This is a genomic window from Paenibacillus sp. FSL M7-0656 (assembly GCF_038003225.1).
Taxonomy (GTDB): domain Bacteria; phylum Bacillota; class Bacilli; order Paenibacillales; family Paenibacillaceae; genus Paenibacillus; species Paenibacillus amylolyticus.
This window is the reverse complement of the sequence record NZ_JBBOOT010000001.1, coordinates 1,673,375-1,696,628: the sequence shown is the minus strand read 5'-3', so window position 1 is coordinate 1,696,628 and position 23,254 is coordinate 1,673,375. Positions and strand designations below refer to the sequence as shown.

Annotated in this window: 23 protein-coding genes; all 23 read left to right on the top strand. The window is 45.1% G+C overall.

What is annotated here, in order from left to right; genetic code table 11:
- Window positions 1-5 precede the first annotated feature (5 nt).
- The 23 genes from flhA (at window position 6) to proS (ending at window position 22,901) form a co-directional block, all read left to right on the top strand.
- Window positions 6-2,039, top strand: a complete 2,034-nt coding sequence (gene flhA, locus MHI01_RS07255) for a flagellar biosynthesis protein FlhA (protein WP_036670372.1) — start codon at window positions 6-8, stop codon at window positions 2,037-2,039.
- Window positions 2,036-3,388: a flagellar biosynthesis protein FlhF gene (gene flhF / locus MHI01_RS07250; protein WP_047842488.1), complete on the top strand. Its 1,353-nt coding sequence runs from the start codon at window positions 2,036-2,038 to the stop codon at window positions 3,386-3,388. Before flhA ends, flhF begins: the two co-directional genes overlap by 4 nt.
- Window positions 3,385-4,272 (top strand): MinD/ParA family protein, encoded by an 888-nt coding sequence (locus tag MHI01_RS07245; RefSeq protein ID WP_127543761.1) that lies wholly within the window; start codon window positions 3,385-3,387, stop codon window positions 4,270-4,272. Before flhF ends, MHI01_RS07245 begins: the two co-directional genes overlap by 4 nt.
- 32 nt (window positions 4,273-4,304) lie before the next feature.
- The gene (gene cheB / locus MHI01_RS07240) at window positions 4,305-5,747 is read left to right on the top strand and encodes a chemotaxis-specific protein-glutamate methyltransferase CheB (protein WP_047842490.1); all 1,443 of its coding nucleotides are present in this window, start codon (window positions 4,305-4,307) and stop codon (window positions 5,745-5,747) included.
- Between the two features lie 32 nt (window positions 5,748-5,779).
- Entirely contained in the window at window positions 5,780-7,852 is a 2,073-nt protein-coding gene (locus MHI01_RS07235) for a chemotaxis protein CheA (RefSeq protein WP_036609342.1), read from the top strand.
- A gap of 41 nt (window positions 7,853-7,893) precedes the next feature.
- Window positions 7,894-8,355, top strand: a complete 462-nt coding sequence (locus MHI01_RS07230) for a chemotaxis protein CheW (RefSeq protein WP_036609340.1) — start codon at window positions 7,894-7,896, stop codon at window positions 8,353-8,355.
- A 10-nt stretch (window positions 8,356-8,365) separates the two neighbouring features.
- Window positions 8,366-8,986, top strand: coding sequence for a chemotaxis protein CheC (locus MHI01_RS07225; RefSeq protein ID WP_100529443.1), 621 nt, complete (start codon window positions 8,366-8,368; stop codon window positions 8,984-8,986).
- Entirely contained in the window at window positions 8,979-9,476 is a 498-nt protein-coding gene (locus MHI01_RS07220) for a chemotaxis protein CheD (protein WP_091031874.1), read from the top strand. Before MHI01_RS07225 ends, MHI01_RS07220 begins: the two co-directional genes overlap by 8 nt.
- A gap of 4 nt (window positions 9,477-9,480) precedes the next feature.
- A complete protein-coding gene (locus MHI01_RS07215; protein WP_253507499.1) occupies window positions 9,481-9,924 on the top strand; it encodes a hypothetical protein in 444 nt (147 codons plus the stop codon).
- 15 nt (window positions 9,925-9,939) lie between these two features.
- Entirely contained in the window at window positions 9,940-10,728 is a 789-nt protein-coding gene (locus MHI01_RS07210) for a FliA/WhiG family RNA polymerase sigma factor (protein ID WP_017689160.1), read from the top strand.
- Between the two features lie 62 nt (window positions 10,729-10,790).
- Window positions 10,791-12,200: a DUF342 domain-containing protein gene (locus MHI01_RS07205; protein ID WP_076249810.1), complete on the top strand. Its 1,410-nt coding sequence runs from the start codon at window positions 10,791-10,793 to the stop codon at window positions 12,198-12,200.
- A gap of 52 nt (window positions 12,201-12,252) precedes the next feature.
- The gene (locus tag MHI01_RS07200) at window positions 12,253-12,567 is read left to right on the top strand and encodes a hypothetical protein (protein WP_036609332.1); all 315 of its coding nucleotides are present in this window, start codon (window positions 12,253-12,255) and stop codon (window positions 12,565-12,567) included.
- Between the two features lie 65 nt (window positions 12,568-12,632).
- Window positions 12,633-13,217, top strand: a complete 585-nt coding sequence (locus MHI01_RS07195) for a hypothetical protein (protein ID WP_253507502.1) — start codon at window positions 12,633-12,635, stop codon at window positions 13,215-13,217.
- Window positions 13,218-13,220: 3 nt separating this feature from the next.
- Window positions 13,221-13,847: a hypothetical protein gene (locus tag MHI01_RS07190; protein WP_253507504.1), complete on the top strand. Its 627-nt coding sequence runs from the start codon at window positions 13,221-13,223 to the stop codon at window positions 13,845-13,847.
- 294 nt (window positions 13,848-14,141) lie between these two features.
- Window positions 14,142-14,840: a 30S ribosomal protein S2 gene (rpsB, locus tag MHI01_RS07185; protein ID WP_047842496.1), complete on the top strand. Its 699-nt coding sequence runs from the start codon at window positions 14,142-14,144 to the stop codon at window positions 14,838-14,840.
- A gap of 115 nt (window positions 14,841-14,955) precedes the next feature.
- Entirely contained in the window at window positions 14,956-15,606 is a 651-nt protein-coding gene (tsf, locus tag MHI01_RS07180; protein WP_036609326.1) for a translation elongation factor Ts, read from the top strand.
- 232 nt (window positions 15,607-15,838) lie between these two features.
- Window positions 15,839-16,567: a UMP kinase gene (gene pyrH / locus MHI01_RS07175; RefSeq protein WP_017689153.1), complete on the top strand. Its 729-nt coding sequence runs from the start codon at window positions 15,839-15,841 to the stop codon at window positions 16,565-16,567.
- Complete coding sequence (frr, locus tag MHI01_RS07170; RefSeq protein WP_062833820.1) at window positions 16,567-17,121, top strand: ribosome recycling factor; 555 nt, start codon at window positions 16,567-16,569, stop codon at window positions 17,119-17,121. Before pyrH ends, frr begins: the two co-directional genes overlap by 1 nt.
- An 89-nt stretch (window positions 17,122-17,210) precedes the next feature.
- Window positions 17,211-17,978 (top strand): isoprenyl transferase, encoded by a 768-nt coding sequence (locus tag MHI01_RS07165; RefSeq protein ID WP_017689151.1) that lies wholly within the window; start codon window positions 17,211-17,213, stop codon window positions 17,976-17,978.
- Between the two features lie 16 nt (window positions 17,979-17,994).
- Window positions 17,995-18,789, top strand: a complete 795-nt coding sequence (locus MHI01_RS07160) for a phosphatidate cytidylyltransferase (RefSeq protein WP_036670385.1) — start codon at window positions 17,995-17,997, stop codon at window positions 18,787-18,789.
- 70 nt (window positions 18,790-18,859) lie between these two features.
- On the top strand, window positions 18,860-19,999 hold the full coding sequence (locus tag MHI01_RS07155; RefSeq protein WP_340982836.1) for a 1-deoxy-D-xylulose-5-phosphate reductoisomerase: 1,140 nt from the start codon (window positions 18,860-18,862) through the stop codon (window positions 19,997-19,999).
- A 113-nt stretch (window positions 20,000-20,112) separates the two neighbouring features.
- Entirely contained in the window at window positions 20,113-21,384 is a 1,272-nt protein-coding gene (gene rseP / locus MHI01_RS07150; RefSeq protein ID WP_315371350.1) for an RIP metalloprotease RseP, read from the top strand.
- A 62-nt stretch (window positions 21,385-21,446) separates the two neighbouring features.
- A complete protein-coding gene (proS, locus tag MHI01_RS07145) occupies window positions 21,447-22,901 on the top strand; it encodes a proline--tRNA ligase (protein ID WP_074094579.1) in 1,455 nt (484 codons plus the stop codon).
- Window positions 22,902-23,254: the final 353 nt, after the last annotated feature.

Genomic DNA, 23,254 nt, shown 5'->3' with positions numbered 1-23,254 from the left:
ATTCATTGAAGATTAAAGATATAGCTGTCCTTGCGGGTATCATTGGCATTGTGTTGATGATGATTCTTCCGATCCCAACCTGGCTGTTGGACTTGTTGCTGGTCGTCAATATTTCAATTGCACTGATGATACTCCTTGTTGCAATGAACAGCAAAGAAGCGTTGCAGTTTTCTATTTTTCCAGCTTTGCTGTTGATCACTACACTATTCCGACTGGCTCTGAACATTTCGACTACCAAGCTAATTCTTGGTGAAGGGGATGCTGGAGCTGTAGTTGCTACCTTTGGTAGCTGGATTGCTGGAGGACAGATTGCAATTGGATTTATCGTGTTTTTGATCCTCGTTGTCGTTCAGTTTATCGTTATTACAAAGGGGTCTGAGCGCGTAGCTGAAGTTGCTGCCCGATTCACCCTTGATGCGATGCCTGGTAAACAAATGAGTATTGATGCGGATCTGAATGCGGGTCTGATCAACGAGCAACAAGCTCGTGAGCGTCGTTCCAAAATTGAACGTGAAGCCGATTTCTATGGAGCGATGGATGGAGCAAGTAAATTCGTAAAAGGTGACGCAATTGCAAGTATTATCATCCTCCTGATCAATCTCATTGGTGGATTTATAATCGGTATGACTGTGCATGGGATGGCTTTTGCAGATGCAATGTCAACGTACTCTGTACTGACTATCGGAGATGGATTGGTAAGCCAAATCCCTGCTCTGCTTATTTCCACAGCAGCAGGACTTATCGTCACCAGAGCGTCTTCAGAAGGAAACCTGGCAGATGATATTACGGGGCAACTGTTTACATATCCAATACTAATTTATATCGTAGCTTTCGTTATTGCCATGCTCGGTTTCTTCACACCAATTCATGTTATTACTACGCTTCCGTTGGCAGGTGTGTTGGCATATGCCGCGTGGCGTATGCAGAATAATCTGAATTTGAAACAAGTAGCGGAAGAACAGTTGGAAGAAGAACAGCAGATTGAAGAGGTTAGAAGTCCTGAAAGTGTAATTAACCTGCTTCAGGTGGACCCTATTGAGTTTGAATTTGGTTATGGTTTAATCCCGCTTGCTGATAATCAGCAGGGTGGGGACTTATTGGATCGGATCATTATGATTCGGAGGCAGTGTGCTCTTGAACTGGGGTTGGTCGTTCCGGTTATACGGATTCGAGATAATATCCAGCTCAGACCCAATGAGTATGTTATCAAAATCAAGGGTAATGTGGTAGGTGGCGGAGAACTGTTGTTGAATCATTACCTTGCCATGAGTCCTGGCTATGATGAGGAGTCTGTGACAGGTATTGAAACGACGGAGCCTGCTTTTGGGCTTCCAGCACTATGGATAGATGAAGTGACCAAAGACAGAGCCGAACTTGCAGGATATACGGTTGTTGACCCGCCTTCCGTTGTGGCTACACATCTGACGGAACTGATTAAGAAACATGCGCATGAGTTACTTGGAAGACAAGAGACAAAAGCACTTGTGGATAATCTCAGAGAGAACTACTCTGCCCTTGTGGATGAACTGATCCCTTCTCTACTTTCCATTGGTGATGTACAGAAAGTGCTTGCCAAGTTATTGCGTGAGAAAATATCTATTCGAGATATGGTGACCATCTTCGAGACACTGGCTGACTATGGTACGTATACGAAAGATCCTGATGTGCTGACTGAATACGTCAGACAATCCCTCTCACGTCAGATTACTCAGCAGTTCTCACAGAAAGGTGAGACACTTCGAGTGATTACGGTTGGACCTGGTCTTGAGAAGAAAATTGCTGAAAGTGTGCAACAATCGGATCAAGGCAGTTATCTTGCGCTAGACCCCGTATCTACACAAAGTGTATATCAGAAGCTCAGTGAACAAGTGAACCGTTTGATTCAATCAGGTCAACAACCTGTTGTATTAACTTCTCCAACCATTCGGATGTATCTGCGTCAGGTTATTGAACGTACTATGCAGGACATTCCTGTGCTTTCCTACAGCGAGTTGGAGCCGAATGTTGAAATTCAAAGTATCGGGGTGGTGAACTTATGAGAGTAAAACAATACGTTGTTGAGACCATGCCCGAAGCTATGCTTCAAATTCGCAAAGACCTGGGAAGTGATGCCGTTATTCTGTCCACCAAAGAGATTAAGGTGGGCGGTGTGATGGGAATGTTTCGCAAAAAACGGATCGAAGTTGTAGCTGCAGTGGATAAGGAAGAAAACAAGCAAACAACAAAGCCAGTACAAAATCAATTCACACCTGTACCTCGTGCATTTGTACCTGAGGCTTATCGGCAAACAGCTCGTTCGTTTGTTGCGGCTTCTGATGAGTCGGTGGCAACGAATACAGCTGATCAAAGTGTACAGGACCAATCTGCGGCTGCACCGTCTGTGTTTGAATCGCGTAATATCGGTTCAAACATAGACAGCGGCTCAGGTTCTTCGAGCACGGATCATAAACCGCGACCGCAAGGGGCGGATTTTTCGGGTTCAACAACTGGTCCGAAGCCAACAGGTTCAGACCTGCAGCAGGATAAGTTGATGACTGAATTGCAGGATCTTAAACAGATGGTGACCAGGCTTTCAAAGCAAGGTACTTCTGCAGACCCTGTGCCAGAGGAACTGCATACGATCCGAGAACGTTTGACAGAACAAGATGTTTGGCCTGAAGTGTGGGAATCCTGGTTTGATTCAATTCAAGCAAAACGGTCTGAGGATGGATTAAAAGAACAGGGTGTAGAGCAAATAGTGAAGCTTGAGGTTATGCACTTTTTGGAGCAACGTATTGAAGAAGGCATTCTTCCTACCACGCGAATCGTCTATGTAGCTGGACCAACCGGTGTAGGGAAAACTACGACAATTGCAAAATTGGCTGCTGAACAAATGTTCAAAAAACAGCGTAAAGTGGGATTCATTACATCAGATACGTATCGGATCTCGGCGGTAGAACAGCTTAGAACGTATGCATCTATACTGAATGTTCCACTTGAGGTTGTACAATCGCCCGGGGATACACAACGTGCCATTTCTCGATTAGAGAATTGTGATTTGATCTTTATGGATACAGCGGGTAGAAACTACAGAAATGAATTACTTGTTTCAGAACTGCAAAGTTTGCTTGCTCCTGTAGAGAATAGCGAAACCTTTCTGGTCATGAGTATGACTTCCAAAAGTGCTGATATGGTGCAGATCACTGAACATTTCAGTAAATATGGACTGGATAAGGTGATTTTCACCAAAATGGATGAGACTGGGAGCTGCGGTCCGCTATTTAACTTGTTACACCGTTTTCCACTCAAGCTCGCATATGTGGCAAATGGACAAAATGTTCCGGACGATTTGTTGAAACCAGATGCAGATTCGTTGTCCAAACAGTTGCTGGGAGAATGGTCACAATGAAGGATCAGGCAGCTGCACTTCGAAGTATGGTCTCCGCGCCATTGGAAATGGAAGGCATTGAGCGAGATATTCGATCCTCGAAAATCATTACTGTGGCCAGTGGTAAGGGAGGTGTTGGCAAATCCAATTTCACACTGAACTTTGCCTTGGCATTGCAGGCTTTGGGGCAAAAGGTACTTGTATTTGATGCCGATATTGGAATGGCTAATATTGATGTTCTTATGGGTACGTCTTCTTCCTATAATCTTTACCACCTGTTGTACCGACAAAAATCCATAAGGGAAATCATACAACTGGGTGCCAGTGGCTTGCCTTACATTGCTGGAGGATCGGGCATGAAAGAGTTGTTCTCATTGTCTGATCGTGATCTGGAGTTTTTCGCTAGTCAAGTCGAGGATATTGCCCAGGAAATGGATTATGTCATCTTTGACACTGGGGCAGGACTCTCCAGAGAGAATATGAAGTTCATCGGTGCTGCTGATGAATGCCTGATTATAACTACACCTGAACCGACTTCAATAACCGATGCTTATGCTTTAGTCAAAGTTATGCACGGCCAGGAAAATGCTACGCCCTTTCGGATGATCGTTAACCGGGTGGAAGACGAACGAGAAGCGGAACGGGTGGCAGAAAAAATAGCTGGAGTGGCGAGGCGGTTTTTGCAGACGGATATTCCGCTGCTTGGGTATATTTCAGAAGACGCTCAGGTAGTCAAGGCGGTTAAAAGGCAAATGCCCTATAGTCTGGCTTATCCCAATGCCAAAGCCTCTAAAGATATAGAGAAACTTGCTCTTCGTTATCTGGCTGTACCTGCAACTCCGGGATCCGGAACCTTGACAGGAATCAGGGGATTTATGAATAAGTGGCTTAAACGGACAACATGATTTCTGAATAAAGGAAACAGGGGTGACACAACATGGCGGCGTATCAAGTATTGGTTGTCGATGATTCCGCTTTTATGCGTAAGATTGTTACGGATTTGATCCAAGCGGATCCAGAATTCAAGGTTACAGCAACGGCATCAAACGGTAGAGAAGCGATTCAAAAATCACTAGAATTGAAACCCGATATTATTACAATGGACGTTGAGATGCCCGAAATGAATGGGTTGGATGCATTAAAATCAATTATGAAGGAATCTTTCGTTCCTGTGATTATGCTCTCTGGTATCAATGAACAAGGCATGAAAGAAACCATTATGGCGCTTGAAGCTGGGGCATTTGACTTCATTCGCAAACCATCTATTTCACATGACCAGGATATTGCTCAAGTTGGTAAAGCCTTGGTTGAGCGCATGCGAGCTGCGATGAATGAGATTAAAAGAAAAGCTGATCGTGAGTTATCCATGAAAAATAGAGACATGTTGCGAGGAGCAGTTGCTCCCCCAACTCAGCCAGTGCAGAAAGAACTGCCGGCTAGGGATCGAGCGGAGCCTGTGAAAAAAACGATCGAACCTGTCGAGACGATCCAACGCTCTCTTCGAGAGCGGACTGAAGCCTTTCAGGCCAAAGCAAAGAAACCAATTGAACCATTGTCACCTTCAAAACCAGGTCGCGTAGAGAATAAACCAGAGCCTTTGCCAAAGGCTGAGCGTAATTTGGGTACGAAGGCAGAAAAAGCAGTGAGGTCAGCTAATCCAGTACAGACTCCAAAGGAAGTTCGACTACCTAATGCAGCTAGAGTGGCAGCTGATCAAATAGCGGCAACTTCTGCCTCTGCAAAAGCCAAGGATGTAATCAAGCCTAATCCTGTTCCCAAAGGTGGAGGGGGACTGGAAGGACCATTCAACAAACTTGTGGCAATAGGTTGTTCTACGGGTGGACCGAGGGCTCTCAAGACATTGCTCGAGCAGTTGCCTGCTGATTTGCCTGCACCGGTCATTATTGTGCAGCATATGCCGCCCAATTTCACACGTTCTCTGGCTCAACGATTGAATACATTCAGTCCACTGCATGTGGTTGAAGCTGAAGAGGGCATGGTTCTGAAAAAAGGAACCGCCTATATAGCACCCGGCGGATTCCATGTGAAAGTTAACAAAACAGCAGACGGGAAGTTTATCGTGAAGTTGACTGAAGATCAACCAGTGAATGGCCATAGACCTTCAGTGGATACGATGTTTGAGTCACTTCTGCCGTTTACATCTTTACAAAGGCATCTTGTTTTGCTAACGGGAATGGGAAGTGATGGAGCACGTATGATGAAGAGATTATACGAAGCCGGAGTTACATCAACCTTTGCCGAGAATGAAGAAACATGTGTTGTATATGGTATGCCGCGTTCTGCTGTAGAGCTGCAATGCGTTCGTCATCTTCTGCCATTGCAGGAGATTGCTTCTAAACTTGTTCAAGCAGTGAAATAACGGAGTGTAACTCACGGAGGAGGTGCCTCACAATGGACATGAACCAATATTTATCCATGTTTATTGATGAGTCTAATGATCATCTGCAATCGCTTAACGAAAACATGCTTCAACTTGAAGGCAATCCGGAAGACCTGGGCATAGTTCAGGTTATATTCCGCTCTGCTCATACCTTGAAGGGTATGGCAGCAACTATGGGCTTTGAAGATTTGGCATCACTGACACATAAAATGGAAAATGTGTTGGATCTGGTTCGTAATGAGAAGTTGAAAATGCAGGATTACATTTTTGATACCATGTTCAAGAGTCTGGACGCTTTGGAAACTATGGTTCAGGATATTACCGAAGGTGGACAAGGTAAAGCAGATGTATCGTCGATCGTAGCTTCACTTCAAGCCATTGAAAATGGTGAAATGACAAACGGAAATGGACCTGCTACAGAAACAAACAAGCCGGCTAACGCTTCAATCTCTTCGGCTGTGGAGCTGGATGAATTCCAATATTCAGTGCTGGATCAGTCGATCGCCGAAGGTCATCGTGTGTTCTACGTGGATGTGCTTGTTAGCGAGCATAGCCAGTTAAAAGGTGTACGGGCTTATATGGTCTTTGATATGCTGGAACGTTCAGGTGAAGTCGTTAAGGCTTACCCATCCGTTCAGGATATTGAGCAGGAGAAGTTTGAGCGCAGTTTCTCGTTGTATTACATAACAACTAAAGAAGCGCACGAACTGGAAGAAGGCATCATGAGTATCTCTGAAATTGAAAGTGCAAAGCTCATTCAACTGGATCAGGAGACTCTTCAGCAGATGGCCAATCAGGTAGCAGCTACAGTTGAAGCGCCACCCGCACCAACAGCTGTAGCTGAGGTTGCTTCGCCGGATAAGAATTCTGTACCCAAAGAAGAAACCACAACGGCACCAGCTAAAACAGCTGCACCGAAGCAAGCTGCTGCACCTTCACGTACCATTCGTGTGGATATTGAACGTCTCGACGTATTGATGAACCTGTTCAGTGAATTGTTGATTGACCGTTCACGTCTGGAGCAACTGGCCAGTGAAACAGGCAACAATGATTTATCCGATACAGTAGCTCATTTAAGTCGAGTTAGCACAGATTTGCAAAATATTGTACTGAAATTGCGAATGGTTCCGGTAGATACCGTATTTAATCGATTCCCGCGCATGATCCGTGATCTGGCTAAGACACTTGATAAAAAAATCGATCTGGTGATTACAGGTGCTGAGACGGAACTGGATCGTACGGTAATTGATGAGATTGGTGATCCGCTTGTGCATTTACTGCGTAACGCGGTTGACCATGGTGTGGAATCCATTGCAGAGCGTGTAGCTGCAGGTAAACCAGAGATGGGTACAGTAAACCTGCGTGCCTTCCACAGTGGAAATCACGTATTTATCGAAATTGAAGATGATGGTAAAGGTATCTATCGCGACAAGCTTTTGAAAACCGCGATCAAACGTGGTGTTGTAACCGAAGAACAAGGTGCCAAAATGAGTGATGATGAAGTGAATCAGCTGTTGTTCGCACCTGGTTTTAGTACTGCTGATATTATCTCGGATATCTCTGGCCGGGGTGTTGGCTTGGATGTAGTAAAATCGAAGATCACTTCGCTTGGCGGTAATGTAACGATTCATTCAACTCCAGGCAAAGGCACGAACTTCTCTGTTCAGCTTCCGTTGACACTATCCATTATTGCTGCAATGCTTGTACGACTTGGTTCTGAGAAATATGCTGTTCCGTTGTCTTCCATTGTAGAGACGGCCATTGTACAGCGTGAGCAAGTTCGTAATATTCACGGCAATAAAATGATCACGTTCCGTGAGTCACTTATTCCGTACTTGTCTTTGAGCGAAGTATTCTCTGTACCGGATTTCAATGACGCTGATGAGCAAGAAACAGAAATTGTCGTGATTCGCAAAGGCGACCGTCTTGCAGCCGTAGCTGTTGAAGAATTTATTGGACAAAGTGAGATTGTTCTCAAATCAATGGGAACCTATCTTCCTGCTATTGAAGGAATCTCTGGAGCAACCATTCTCGGAGATGGGCAAGTAGCCCTGATTCTTGATCCTAATGCATTTATTAAATAAGCATAGAGCTAAGTCTTACATTTAATAGGGAGGTTTTTTACATGGAAGAAGAGTTGAAAGTCATCGTCTTTAAATTGGGTTCCGAAGAGTATGGTATTGAGGTAGACAAGGTTCAGACGATTGAGCGCATGATGCCAATTACCCGTGTTCCCAAGACACTTTCCTTTGTAAAAGGAGTTATTAATCTACGCGGTGTTGTAATTCCGGTCATTGATCTACGCGGTCGTTTCTCCCTTCCGGAAACGGAATACACGGATCAGACTCGTATTGTTATCGTAGGTGTAGACGACATGCAAGTTGGCTTTATCGTAGATTCTGCCAATGATGTTATTGATATCAAGAGCAGTGCGATCGATAGCCCACCAGAAGTGGTTGGCGGCGTCAAAGCGAGATACCTGCGAGGTGTTGCTAAATTGGAAGATTCACGCTTGTTGATCATGCTCAACCTAAACGAAGTATTAAATAAAAGCGAGATTGTACAGCTGGAAAGTGTTGAGGGCTAGTACCGTGGAGATGTTCAACCGATTTGAGGTATTCCAGATGGATGTGCTCAAAGAGGTCGGTAACATTGGAGCAGGCAACGCCGCAACGGCGTTGTCTCAACTCCTCAACAGACCGATTGACATGGGTGTACCTACAGTACAAATGCTCCCTTTTGAAGAAGTTGCCGAAAAAGTGGGCGGAGATGAACGCATCGTGGTTACCGTGTTTCTTCGTGTAGAAGGCGAGGCACCGGGAAATCTTTTCTTTATGATGACACCAGAGGCTGCTAAAATGTTGTTAAATAGACTTGCCGGGTTTGATCTGAAAGAAGGACTTGATTTTACAGATATGGAACAATCAGCGCTTTCCGAGATTGGAAATATTTTGGCTGGATCCTATCTTTCTTCTCTGGCAGATTTCACGAAGTTGTCTATGTATCCAACTGTCCCTGGACTTGCCATCGACATGGCAGGTGCCATTCTAAGTTATGGCTTGCTGCAATTTGGCGAGATGGGTGACGCTGCATTGTTGATTGACACATCTTTCTTTGAAGGTGAAGATCAAGTTGAGGGTCAGTTTTTCCTCATTCCGGATCCACCATCCTTTGCAAAGATATTTGAATCGCTAGGGGTGCCACTGAGCTATGATTGAGGACAAAAGCGTCGTTAAAGTCGGTATGGCGGATTTAAACATCGCTCATCTTCCTGGTGTAATCCGTACGACTGGCTTGGGTTCGTGTGTGGGATTAACAATGTATGACCCACATTTGAAGCTGGCTGGAATGGCGCATGTCATGCTTCCTACTTCAGAGATCGCCCGTGAAGGGAAACTGAACACTGCGAAATATGCGGACACGGCGTTGCCTGAGCTTTTGGAAAAGATGATTAAACTAGGCGCTTCTCGCTCACGTATTGTGTCTAAAATGGCCGGAGGCTCTCAGATGTTTGCCTTTGCTGGCGCTGGAGATACAATGCGTATTGGACCAAGGAATGCAGATTCTTGTCGAGAGTGGCTTCAAAAACTCAATATCCCTCTTCTAGCAGAAGATACGGGTGGGAATTATGGACGAACGATTGAGATGGATTGTGAAACTGGACTTTTGACTATTCGAAGCGTACAAATGGGTGTAAAGGAACTATAAGACTATGATAGGAAACTACCGCATTAATCTTGGAGCAGGCATCGTTGGGTTTATTCTTACTTTTTTTGTAGCATACAGCAGCAATGTGCTGATGACCAGTTTAATTCGCGGATTGATCGGATTCGTAGCCTGGTTTGTCCTTGCATATGGTTTACGCTGGGGATTGGGATTGCTGCTGAACCCTCAGATCGAGGGAAATGGGTATGGTTATGATTCATCAAGTGCTCAAGATCAAAGAGGTTCACAGGTGGACATTAAAATCGAAGACGATGGACAAGAGCTGAATGATTTGCTCAAGAGTGGACAGAACGCTTCATCTGGGGACGATCTTCCGCCATCTGAGACGAAAGCTCCAACGGGATTCGCCCCTTTGGATCCGCCTAAACTTGTCCGGACCAAGGATCCGGAGGAATTGGCGCAGGCCGTTCGTCACCTGACAGACAAATAAGGAGGGTGAAAGTAATTGAACGAGCGTAAAGCTTCACATTTGAACCATTCTGATCTGTGGGAAAAGTGGAAAGAACATGGAGATCTTGAAGCCAAGAAAACGTTGATTGAAAAGTATCTTCATATTGTAAATTATGTATCCGGTCGACTGGCTGTTGGTTTACCCAAAAATGTTCCCAAGGATGACTTGGAGAGCAATGGCGTTATGGGGTTAATTGATGCATTGGAGAAGTTCGACTATGAACGTGGTCTGCAATTTGAAACTTATGCATCATGGAGGGTCCGCGGAGCCATTCTTGACGGTCTGCGTCAAGGTGATTGGGTTCCGCGTTCTGTGCGTGAGAAGGCCAAGCGAATTGAAGACGCCTACCAACAGCTGGAACAAAGTTATCTCAGGTCTGTTAGTGATGAGGAAATGAGCGAGTATTTGGACGTATCCACTAAAGATTTTCAACATATGCTTCAGGAAGTGGCAGTCATGTCACTTTGCTCGCTGGAGGACCCAATTCGTGAGGAAGAGTCTGAGACTCGTCTGTCTTTGATGGTGGATGAGAAAGCCAAAAATCCGGATTATAAAGTGAATGAGTTTTATTTGAAGGAAGCTTTGGTGCAAGGGCTTGACAAGTTGACGGTAAAAGAGAGAACGGTTGTTTCACTCTTGTATTACGAAGATCTTTCTCTTAGTGAAATTGCTGAGGTTATGTCTCTTTCTCCGTCTCGTATATCCCAGTTACATTCCAAGGCAATATTACGATTACGCGGCACGTTGGACAAACAGAAAGATTTGTTGATGCGTAAAGATTAATAGAGAGAAGTAATATCATTGGAGTTTGGGGAGTGGAAAGTCTAAAAGGGGGAAGAATTGCGGTGACACAGCGGACTGCTTTGGAACAATGTTTAAACATTGTTTTATCGGACGACAAATGCACAGCCTACCTTGAATTTTCCAAAGAGGAAGAAGGCTTTGCCTGCACGATCGATGAACTTGAACAATTTGTGGCAAACAAGGGGATCAAACAAGGTGTATCGCGAGAGGCATTATTACTTTTTGTGAACAACCCTGAAACCTATTTGAAAGATAAATACAAGATTGCAGAAGGTGTCGCTCCCATTCAAGGAACAGATGGCTTCATCAAGGTCCTGGTTGGAATGGACGATACGAATGAACGACGACCACTGGAATCGGAAGATGGAACTGTCGATTACAAAGAAGTGACCCGGTTAAACAATGTCCGTAGTGGTCAGATCATTGCAGAGCGGATCGCTCCTAGCGATGGCATACCAGGCAGGGCAGTAACGGGTGAGGAAATTCCTTATCGTCCGGGAAAAGAAGCTCGGTTTAAAGTTGGGAAAAACGTTGTGATTAACCCGGATGGTTCTGCGATGTATGCTGCACTGGATGGGCTGGTTACCAAAACGGACGGTAACAAACTGAATGTGTTTCCGGTTTATGAAGTCAATGGTGACGTTGACTACAATAACGGTAATATCGACTTTGTAGGCACAGTTGTCATACGAGGCAATGTACTTACCGGATTTAAAGTAAAAGCAGCAGGTGACATTCGTGTCGTCGGAGGTGTCGAAGGAGCTGAACTGGAAGCAGGCGGCTCAATCGAAATTACCGGTGGTATTATTGGTTATAACAAAGGACTGGTACAAGCAGGCCATAATGTTAAATGTACTTTCATTCAAGAGGGCAACGTAGATGCTGGTGAAGATGTTCTGGTTTCCCAAAGTATTATGCATTCTAATATTCGTGCTGGCCACGGTGTCATCTGTGCGGGAACCAAGGGTCTTATTGTTGGTGGCTCGATCCAGGCTGGTCAGAACGTCTCAGCGCGTGTTGTGGGCAACAGCATGTCCACGGTCACTTCCATTGAAGTTGGTGTGCTACCAAAGTTGCGTAACGAACTCAATGATTTGCGCAAGGAAGTCAGAGAGCAGATGGATTCCTTGGACAAAACGAAGAAAGCTTTGACATTGCTGGATCAATTAGCTGCCGCTGGACAACTAACTCCAGATAAGATGTCGATGCGAATCAAACTGAATGCTACGCAGAAATCTGCTCTTCGTATAAGTGAAGAAACGAAAATGCGTATCTTTGAAATTGAAAAGGCACTTGAAGATACAAGTAATGCTCGTGTTGATATTCTGAAGATGATTTATGGAGGCTCTAAAATAGTTATCGGCAGATACACGAAATTTATTAAAGATCCAGTGAGTCGAATTTCATTTTATTATCACGATGGTGATATTACGATGGTTCCATACGTTTAAGTACAGCATTCAGGCACAGGAAGAAATCCATTCGAAACCGTGAGGTGAGCGTATGAGTTTCAAAGCAGTGGAGTTGCAGATTGCGGTACCACGAACAAGTGAAGCGGGACGTTATCAAAGTGAAGCCCAGCAGCGACCGATTACGGATCAGAATCTTTTGGCAGAGCAAACGTCGAAAGAAGCAAATGAAGCAAGGCAACGAAGTGAAGCAATGGACGAAACTTCACAGACTTCGGTGCGTGATGGTCATAACCATGATGGGGATCAGCAGAGTGGTTCCGATGGACAGGAGACTGCTCAGGCTCAAGAAACTGTCAAACCTGCAGAGCACCCGTACAAGGGAAAACACATAGATCTGTCTTTATAATAAATGGTTGTTATGGACATGCAGTCTTGCGCACCGATGGTTGAATCAGAAGGAGAGAACCCAATTTGTCACCATGGATCATTATTGTCATATTAGGGGCCTGCGCCATCGCCTACGCTTGTATTATGCCTCGGAAAAACAAGGCGCAAGAGCCTGGGCATCAACTGGTGCAGGAGATGGAATCTACGCTTGAGCACTACATGACCGAGATCGAGAATGATAATGATGCTCTTATTGAACGCGTGGCTGAAATGAAGGGAGAAGCGACAGCAGCCGATCAACGTATGCAATTGCAACTTCAGGAATTACAGCAGCGGTTGGATCAGCTGGAACAGAGCAGAAAGAATGAAGCTGTCGCATCACCTGTTCCACACTCCGGTAATGTATCTGTACAATCTTCCGAAGGTTTGCAAGCACAAGCGCTCGTGAAAAGTGTACAAGCAGAGGCGGCCCAGCAGGCGTTAGAAGCAGACCAACAGACCAGTGAAGTCGAATCTTTGCCTGGGCGTGAATCGATTAAAGATCGATATGCGGAACTCTTTAATCTACATGCTGAAGGTAAGTCGATGGATGCCATATCCAAGCAGACAGGCATTCAGCGAGGTGAGGTACAGTTAATACTGCAACTGGCAGAACGGGAGGAAAGCTAAGTCATGGACAAGCGATCCTTATGGATTGGTCTGGGGAGCGGCATGATTATTGGTGCGGTTTTGCTTCAACTGGCCACAGTTGGACAAAATGCATTGTCGGATAGTAATCTGGACCCCGAGCAGACTGCCAATATGACCAAAGAACAGCTTGAAACGGCCGCGAAAACCTTGGATATGAAGTTGGTCGGTTCTGAAGAGGAACTATACACAGAAGCAGAGTGGGTGGCAAAGAAAAAGCAGGAGAGCAGTGAGTTGCAGGGGAGTACAGCAACACCGCCAGAGACAGCAACCTCTACGGAAACACCTACCAAGCCTGAGAAGCCACAAGAGCCTGCTGCAAGTGAAGGTGAAGGGCAGAAAGAGATAACTGAGCCGAAGACAACAGAACCTGTAACGCCAAGCAATCCGAAAGGCGCAACAGTATCATTTAAAGTACGTTCAGGCAACAGTCTGGCGATCGTTGCAGCAAACCTAAAAACTGCGGGAATCGTAGATGATGCTCAAGCATTCATAAAGGCTGGCAAGGCTGAGCGAATCAATACCAAAATCCAGGTGGGTACCTATGCGCTTGAAAAAGGCGAAAGTTTCAAATCCATTATCGCAAAAATCACGAAAGAACCGTCAAACTGAGCATGCTCGGACAGGACGGTTTTTGCGTATTAAACGGTACATTTTCAAAGCTTGATAATAATTAGCTTTGAGTTACATATCAAGTTTAAAGGATTCGATACTAGCAAAAAATGAAAAGTAGATTTTAGCTTCAAAGACTGTTGCATCGGACAGTCAGTTATGCTATATTAGATAACGGTGTTAAAACACACGCATGTGCTAATTTTGTTGAGGGTGCTTTCCTTATGGAGAGTCTTGGCGAAAAATGATGCCGGCGGAGGACACAATAAAAACCATATTAGGAGGTGTGTGAAGATGGCAGTAATCTCCATGAAGCAGCTTCTCGAAGCTGGGGTACACTTCGGTCACCAAACTCGTCGTTGGAACCCAAAAATGGATCGTTATATCTTCACTGAAAGAAACGGAATTTATATCATCGACTTGCAAAAGACGGTGAAAAAGGTCGAAGAGGCTTACAACTTCGTTAAAGGAATCGCAGGAGAGAATGGTACAATTCTTTTCGTGGGTACTAAGAAACAAGCTCAAGATTCCGTTAAAGAAGAAGCTGAACGTGCTGGTCAATTTTACATTAACCAACGCTGGCTTGGCGGTACCCTGACTAACTTCCAAACTATTCAAAAACGTATTGATCGTTTGAAACAGTTGGAAGCTTGGGAAGAAGACGGTACATTCGCTGTATTGCCTAAAAAAGAAGTTATCTTGCTTCGCAAAGAAAAAGATCGTCTGGAGAAATTCTTGGGCGGTATTAAAAATATGAAAGGCCTGCCAAGCGCCCTGTTCATCATCGATCCACGCAAAGAGCGTATCGCTGTTGCGGAAGCTCGCAAATTGGGTATCCCAATTGTTGGTATCGTTGATACTAACTGCGATCCGGATGAGATCGATTATGTTATCCCAGGTAATGACGACGCGATCCGCGCTGTTAAATTGCTGACAGGTAAAATGGCTGATGCTGTAATCGAAGCTAACCAAGGCGAAGAAACTTCCGCTTAATAGATTCGAACATATGTTATAAACTAAATGAAAAGGGTGGTTGGCAGGTGGATAACCTCTCACTGCCCTTTTTTTAGAGTGTACGTACAATACTTAATGTTGGAGGGAATTTATAATGGCAGTTAATGCGAGTGCAGTAAAAGAACTTCGCGAAAGAACGGGCGCTGGTATGCTCGATTGCAAAAAAGCACTGGAAGAAGCAAACGGTGATGTAACAAAAGCAGCTGAATTGTTGCGTGAGAAAGGTCTTTCTGCAGCAGCAAGCAAAGCAGGCCGTGCAGCAACTGAAGGCGTTGTTGAATCTTACATCCACGCTGGTGGACGTATTGGTGTCTTGGTTGAAGTTAACTGTGAAACAGACTTCGTGGGTAAAACGGATCAATTTAAGGATTTCGTTAAAGATGTAGCTATGCAAATCGCTGCAGCTAATCCTAAATTCGTTACACGTGAAGAAGTTCCTGCAGATGAGCTGGAAAAAGAAAAAGAAATCCTGAAAGCTCAAGCTCTTAACGAAGGCAAACCAGAAAAAATCATTGAAAAAATGGTTGAAGGCCGTATCGGTAAATACTACGAAGAGTACTGCCTGCTGGAACAAACTTTCGTTAAAGATCCAGACAAAACGATCTCTCAATTGCTGAACGAAAAAATCAGCCAAATTGGTGAAAACATCTCCATCCGTCGTTTCGTTCGTTACGAACTGGGTGAAGGTCTTGAGAAAAAAGTAGACAACTTCGTAGAAGAAGTTATGTCCCAAGTAAACAAATAAGACGGTTTCTATAAACCGGCGAGCAGAATTGATTTTCGAAGATATAAGAATGATGAAACTTCGAAGCGTAAACTCCCTTATATCTCAGGAAAACAGTGCCTTACCGGTTAAACGTTTTTCCTAAAAGAGCGGAACACAACTGTGTTCCTTTCTTTTTAAGCAGGAGGCCATGCGCGAGAAGTTTTGTTGGTTGAACACCAAGCGTGTTCGATTCAAAGTGGAGGGTGAATAATTGGAACAGCCAGTATTTAAACGTGTTGTCTTAAAGGTCAGCGGAGAGTCTCTTTCCGGTCAAAACGGCTACGGTATTGATGCAGATACGATCTCGTCGATTGCCCAACAGGTAAAAGAGGTTGTTGCACTTGGTGTACAGGTTGCTATTGTATGTGGCGGCGGAAACATCTGGCGTGGAATTGCCGGTAGCGAAAACGGCATCGATCGTGCAACTGCCGATTATATGGGTATGCTGGCGACAGTAATGAACTCGCTGGCACTGCAGGATGCTTTGGAACAGATTGAAGTGCCTACGCGTGTACAGACATCTATTGCAATGCAACAGATTGCAGAGCCTTATATTCGTCGTAGAGCTATTCGCCATCTGGAGAAAGGCCGGGTCGTTATTTTTGCAGCAGGTACAGGTAACCCGTTCTTTTCCACGGATACAACAGCAGCACTGCGCGCAGCGGAGATTGAAGCAGAAGTTATCTTGATGGCCAAAAATAAAGTTGATGGTGTATACTCAGCAGATCCGTTTAAGGACAGTACAGCTGTGAAATTTGATCAGTTGACTTACATGGATATTCTTAACAAAGACCTTGGTGTAATGGATTCAACGGCATCCTCGCTTTGTAAGGACAACAACATCCCGTTGATCGTATTTGCCATTACGGAACAAGGTAACATCAAACGTGTTGTTCTGGGCGAACGTATCGGAACAATCGTTAAAGGGAGTGTAGATTAATGCCACAAGCGGTTAAACAACATGCCGAAGAGCGTATGGAAAAAGCAATTCAAGCATTGCGTCGTGACCTGGCTACTTTGCGTGCAGGCCGCGCAACTCCAGCTCTTCTGGACCGAATTCAGGTAGAGTATTATGGAGCAATGACGCCATTGAATCAACTCGCTAATATCAGTACTCCGGATTCCCGTACACTGATGATTCAGCCTTGGGACAAATCCTCCATGGGTGACATCGAGCGTGCCATCATGAAATCGGATCTGGGTCTTACTCCAGCCAATGATGGCAGCATGATCCGTTTGTCTATTCCGGCATTGACGGAAGAACGTAGAGCGGAACTTGTTAAGCTGACGAAGAAGTTCGGTGAAGAAGGTAAAGTAGCGATTCGTAACATTCGACGTGACGCGAATGATGACATCAAGAAAATGGAAAAGTCAGATATTTCCGAGGATGAATCGCGGAGACATCAGGACGATATCCAAAAATCGACTGACAAGTATATTGCTGAAGTCGATAAGGTACTCGCTGCCAAAGAAAAAGAAATCATGGAAGTGTAAGACAAGCGCAGCCCCTCCAATACGGTGGGGTTTTGTCTCTTTTTCCAAGCTTCAGATAAAGAAACTTCAGGGATTTTGGAGGAACAGGAATGATCAAACGGGTTCGGTCGTGGTGGAATGGGGCTGACAAGCAGGAAACGCTGACTATATCCGAGGACAATATCCCGCAGCACGTCGCCATCATCATGGACGGCAATGGACGATGGGCCAAACGTTTGGGACTCCCGCGTATAGCCGGGCACCAAAATGGCATGAAGGCGGTCAAACGTGCGACCATCGCGGCGGATGAACTGGGCATCAAATATCTGACGATGTACGCTTTTTCGACAGAAAACTGGACGCGTCCAAAAGAAGAAGTGGATTTTCTGATGCGACTTCCGCAAGAATTTCTAGCCATAGAGCTGGATGAACTTATAGAAAAAAATGTGCGCATTCGCATGATGGGTCAAGAGGAACATTTACCTTCTCATACCATTAATGCCTTGCGGGAAGCCATTCGTCTTACGGAACATAATACAGGTCTCGTTTTGAACTTTGCAATGAACTATGGAAGTCGTCGTGAAATGACGGACTGTGTTAAACAGATCGCTCTGCAGGTGAAATCGGGGGAACTATCGGCAGAGGACATAACACCTGAACTCATTGATAGACATATGCTGACGGTTGACATGCCTGATCCGGATCTGCTGATCCGGACGAGCGGAGAGTTGAGATTAAGCAACTTTATGCTTTGGCAGCTTGCATATAGTGAATTATGGTTTACGGATATATACTGGCCCGAATTTGGCAAAAAGCATTTGCTTGAAGCAGTAGCCGAATATCAGCGCAGAACAAGGCGTTACGGCGGTTTGAAATAGATGGAGGATGAAGCCGTTGAAACAGCGACTAACGACAGGAATCATAGCAGGTGTGTTGTTTTTAGGTTTTTGCATGCTGGGCGGACCCTGGTACCATGGTTTGGTATTGCTTATGGCTCTCATCGGTTATTATGAATTTGTTAAAATGACCGGGGTGATGCCTTTTTCAGGTGTGGCCCTGATTGGATATGCTGGTGTGTTTGCCATTGTGTTTCCTTGGGAAATGTTTTGGGAGGCAAGACCGCTATCCTTATTTCAGGTCATCTGGATAGTAATGCTTGTACTGATGACAGCTTCGGTTGTCACCAAAAATAAGGTTCCCGTGAATACAGTGGCCATGCTTTTCCTCGGCGTGTTGTATATAGGGATCGGTTTCTATTACATTGCAGAATCCAGACATCTGCATCATGGGTTGTTCTGGACGTTCCTGTTGCTGGGCTCCATATGGGCCAGTGATGCAGGAGCTTATTTTGTAGGGAAACTCATTGGTAAAAACAAACTGTGGCCTTCCATCAGTCCAAACAAGACTATAGAGGGCGCACTGGGTGGCATCGTAATTGCAATTGTTACTTCTGTTATTTTTGCATTAGTATCAGATGGTTTGCTTTCCTGGCAGAGAGCGATTGTGATCGGAATTGCCTGTGCAGTTGTAGGTCAGATGGGTGACTTGATCCAGTCTGCATACAAACGTGTATATAATATCAAGGATTCAGGCAGTCTTCTCCCAGGGCATGGAGGCATTCTTGATCGGTGCGACAGCTGGATTGTTGTTTTTCCATTCGTACATATACTAATGCTACTGCCCTACTAAAGAAGAACATGAGTCTGAGATAACAGCATTGTTCGCCGTAGGCATTGGATAATTAAAGATGAGGTGCAGCATGAAAAAAATTGCGATTCTTGGGTCAACCGGTTCCATTGGAACCCAGACACTGGATGTAGTTGACATGCATCCAGAACTCTTTCAAGTGGAGGGACTGGCTGCCGGAGGCAATACAGACCTGCTGATCGAACAAACCAAACGTTACCGGCCGAAGAAAGTATCAGTGGGGTCCAAAGAACTGGCGGAGAAGGTAGCTCCACATTTGCCAGCAGGAACGCAACTATTTTATGGCAACGAAGGACTCGTAGAAGTTGCGGCAGGAACCGATGCGCATACGGTTGTTACAGCGGTGGTGGGCAGTGTTGGATTGGAGTCAACGCTGGCTGCCATAGACGCAGGCAAACAGATCGGACTGGCTAACAAGGAGACATTGGTTACAGCGGGGCATATTGTTACGACAAGAGCGGCTGCCAAAGGAGTCTCTTTACTGCCCGTTGATAGTGAGCACTCTGCGATATTCCAATGTTTAAATGGTGAAAACAGAGAACGCCTGACAGGCATCACGCTCACCGCTTCAGGTGGATCATTCCGTGATCTTACCCGTGAACAGTTGAAGAACGTGACTATAGAGGATGCGCTTAAACATCCGAATTGGTCAATGGGCTCCAAAATCACGATAGACTCGGCAACGATGGTTAACAAGGGTCTTGAGGTCATTGAAGCACATTGGTTATTTGGTCTTCGATATGATCAGATTAATGTATTGCTTCACCCAGAGAGTGTTATTCATTCATATGTGGAATTTGATGACACAAGCATCATCGCACAACTGGGGAATCCGGATATGCGAGTTCCAATTCAATATGCACTGACTTACCCTGACCGCTTGCCATCACCGGCACAGCGTCTGTCTCTTGCTCAAGCTGGGAAATTACATTTCCGTGATATGGATATGGAACGGTTCCCGTGTTTAAGAATGGCGTATGAGTGTGGTAAAATGGGAGGAACCGCAACAACGGCGTTTAATGCAGCCAACGAGGTTGCTGTAGCCCGTTTCTTGCGTAAAGAGATTTCATTCCTTAAAATAGAAGATATTATTGCTTCTGTGCTGGAAGCACACCACAATGTGGACGAGCCTGATCTGCAGGAGATCGCGCGTTGTGATCAGGAGAGCCGTAAGCTTGCGGCGAGTCTGTAATCTCTTTTTTCATAACAAATTGGAAGAAGTGATTCTCTTGTGCGGCATCAGAGAATAATGATAATCTAGAGGGACAGACTGCGGTATGTGCCGTGAAGGAGGATGGATAGGGATTGGAAACCATACAAGTGGTATTTCTAACGGTGCTCATGTTCTTTGTCATCGTGACGGTTCATGAATGGGGGCATTATTATTTTGCCAAACGCGCCGGTATTCTTGTACGGGAGTTTGCGATCGGTTTTGGTCCCAAATTGTTCTCATATAAAAGAAACGAGACCCAGTTTACATTGCGTTTGTTGCCTTTTGGTGGATATGCACGGATGGCAGGGGAAGATCCGGAACTGGTAGAGATCCAGGAAGGACAGACCATTGCGGTAAGATCAGCGGATGACCAGGTGAAGATGATCTATCTGGATCAGCTGGATAACCGTAAAAATGTAATACGTGGTGAAGTCATCTCCATTGATATGGAGAGAGCGCTGAAGCTTCAACTCGATGTAGATGGAGAGATTCAGGAGTATCGTATTCATCCTCAAGCAATGTTGGTAAGTCGTGGTAAACAAACGCAGATTGCACCGAAAGATCGTCAATTCGGCAGCAAAACTGTTGGACAGCGTGCATTGGCTATTTTTGCGGGCCCACTCATGAACTTTATCTTGGCCTTTGTGCTGTTTGCTGTATATGCGCAGATGGCAGGAGTTCCAGTGGAAAATCCAAAAAATCTTGTAATTGGTGAAGTGGTTGAAGGTGGGGCAGCCGATCAGGCAAACCTGCAAAAGGGCGATATTATCGAAACAATCAATGGTACTGCAATTGGTACGGATTCACAAAAAATGGTGTCGATGATTGCCGATTCCAAAGACAAGCCGATGGAATGGACGCTGCGCCGGGGTTCGGATACGTTTAATATAACGATTACTCCACGTGCTGTAGAAGGACAAGAGGGCGGTAAAGTGGGAATCGTACCTACGTTACCAACCCGATCTGTTGGATTTGTAGAGACATTTAAAGTCTCAGGCGTGGCCATGGTTGATACAACCAAAATAATATTTGAAGGATTTAAACATCTGATCAATCAGTTCAACATGGATGATATCGGTGGTCCAGTTCGCACATTTGAAGTGACAGGACAAATTGCTAAACAAGGGATTGAACAGTTAACGAGATGGGCAGCGATTTTGAGTCTTTACCTTGGGATTTTCAACCTGCTACCAATACCTGCACTGGACGGCAGTCGTCTGGTATTTTTGGGAATTGAAGCGCTGCGCGGCAGACCTGTTGATCCCAATCGCGAAGGCATGGTGCATTTCGTCGGATTTGCGATGTTGTTTGTGTTGATGCTGGCAGTAACTTACAATGATATATTACGTTTAATTAACGGATAATTACGGTTGGACTACGCTCTGTACATTCAGAGATAGTCGTTATGGGAGGACGCTGGAGTCTTATGTCAAAGGAAAATGATAAACAGTTCGTGACTGAAATCACACCACAGGGTGAGGATTTCTCACGCTGGTACATTGATGTTATCAAAAAAGCTGATCTCATGGACTATGCACCCGTACGCGGTTGTATTGTGTTCAAACCAGACGGATTTGAAATCTGGGAACATATTAAGGATGAGTTGGATCGTCGTTTCCGGGAAACGGGTCATCGCAACGCATACTTCCCGATGTTCATTCCTGAGAGCTTCTTTCAAAAGGAAAAAGAGCACGTGGAAGGTTTTAACCCTGAATTACCATGGGTAACGGAAGCTGGCGGAGAGAAGCTGGAAGAACGTCTGGCAATCCGTCCTACATCCGAAACGATTATTGGTCACATGTATTCCAAGTGGATTCAGTCTTATCGTGATCTTCCGGTACTGATCAACCAGTGGGCTAACGTAGTTCGTTGGGAAAAAAGAACGTTGCCTTTCCTTCGCACAAGTGAGTTCCTGTGGCAGGAAGGTCATACAGCGCATGAGACGGAAGAAGAAGCACGTGAAGAAACGATGAAAATGCTGGAGATTTATCGTGAAGTGGTTGAGGAATACTTGGCTATTCCTGTAATTGTGGGTCAGAAAACCAAGTCCGAGAAGTTTGCGGGTGCGGTGGATACCTACTCGATCGAAGCCATGATGAAGGATGGACGTGCAGTACAAGCAGGTACATCTCACTACATGGGGACGAACTTTGCAAAAGCATTTGAAATCCAGTATCTTAGCCGGAATAATGTGCTGGAGCTGGCTTACACTACTTCATGGGGAGTAAGCACACGTTTGATCGGTGCATTAATTATGGTTCATGGAGATGACCGTGGTCTCGTACTTCCTCCTAAAGTCGCACCTACTCAAGTGGTCATGATTCCAATTGGACCTCCTAAAACACGTGATGCTGTTGTTGGGCGTGCAGATGAGTTGTTCACTGAGTTGAAAAAAGCTGGAGTCCGTGTGAAAATGGATGATCGCAGCGATGTTCGCCCAGGTTGGAAATTCAATGAATACGAGATGCGCGGTGTTCCGATTCGTCTGGAGATTGGTCCACGTGATATGGAAAATGGCGTTTGTGTACTCGTATCACGGATCACAGGTGAGAAGAAAGTGGTAGAACAAGCAAATCTGGTAGAAGAGATCCAGGCTATGCTGACACAGATCCAGGTAGATATGTTAGAGCGTGCTCGCACATTTATGTCGGATAACTTCTACTCCGTGGATACACTCGATGAGATGAAAGAACTGATGGAAAATAAACGCGGGTTTACACTGGCCGGATGGTGCGGTTCGGAAACTTGCGAAGATAAAGTAAGAGAAGTCACAGGTGCAACAAGCCGGAACATTCCGTTCCAGCCTGCTGAAGAAAAGCATACGTGCCTGGCTTGTGGTGAACAGGCAGAACACACGGTTGTGTTTGCAAGAGCGTATTAAGTCAGGATAACCTGACTATATACATTGAACTAAACATTTACATGAGAACGTAGAGAACAGAAATAACCTGAAGAAGCGGAGCTAAAAGCTTTCTGAAAGAAAGCTACATCGGAAGCATACACTGCGCCTTTATCCCCGGATTTTCCCCTTTGTAAATGGGAATCAAAAAATCTGGGGGTAACAGCGATCGGAAGGTTGTTCTGTTATCGGAGTGGTAAGTGTAAATATCTTTTTGTTCAATGTATATAATGGCACGTACGGACTGTAAGAGTAATGAATGGAGAGCTTCTGTCGGATAAAATGAGTCGGTGCGAGTTCGGATCGGTGACATTTTTGAATGCAGGGGCTTTTCA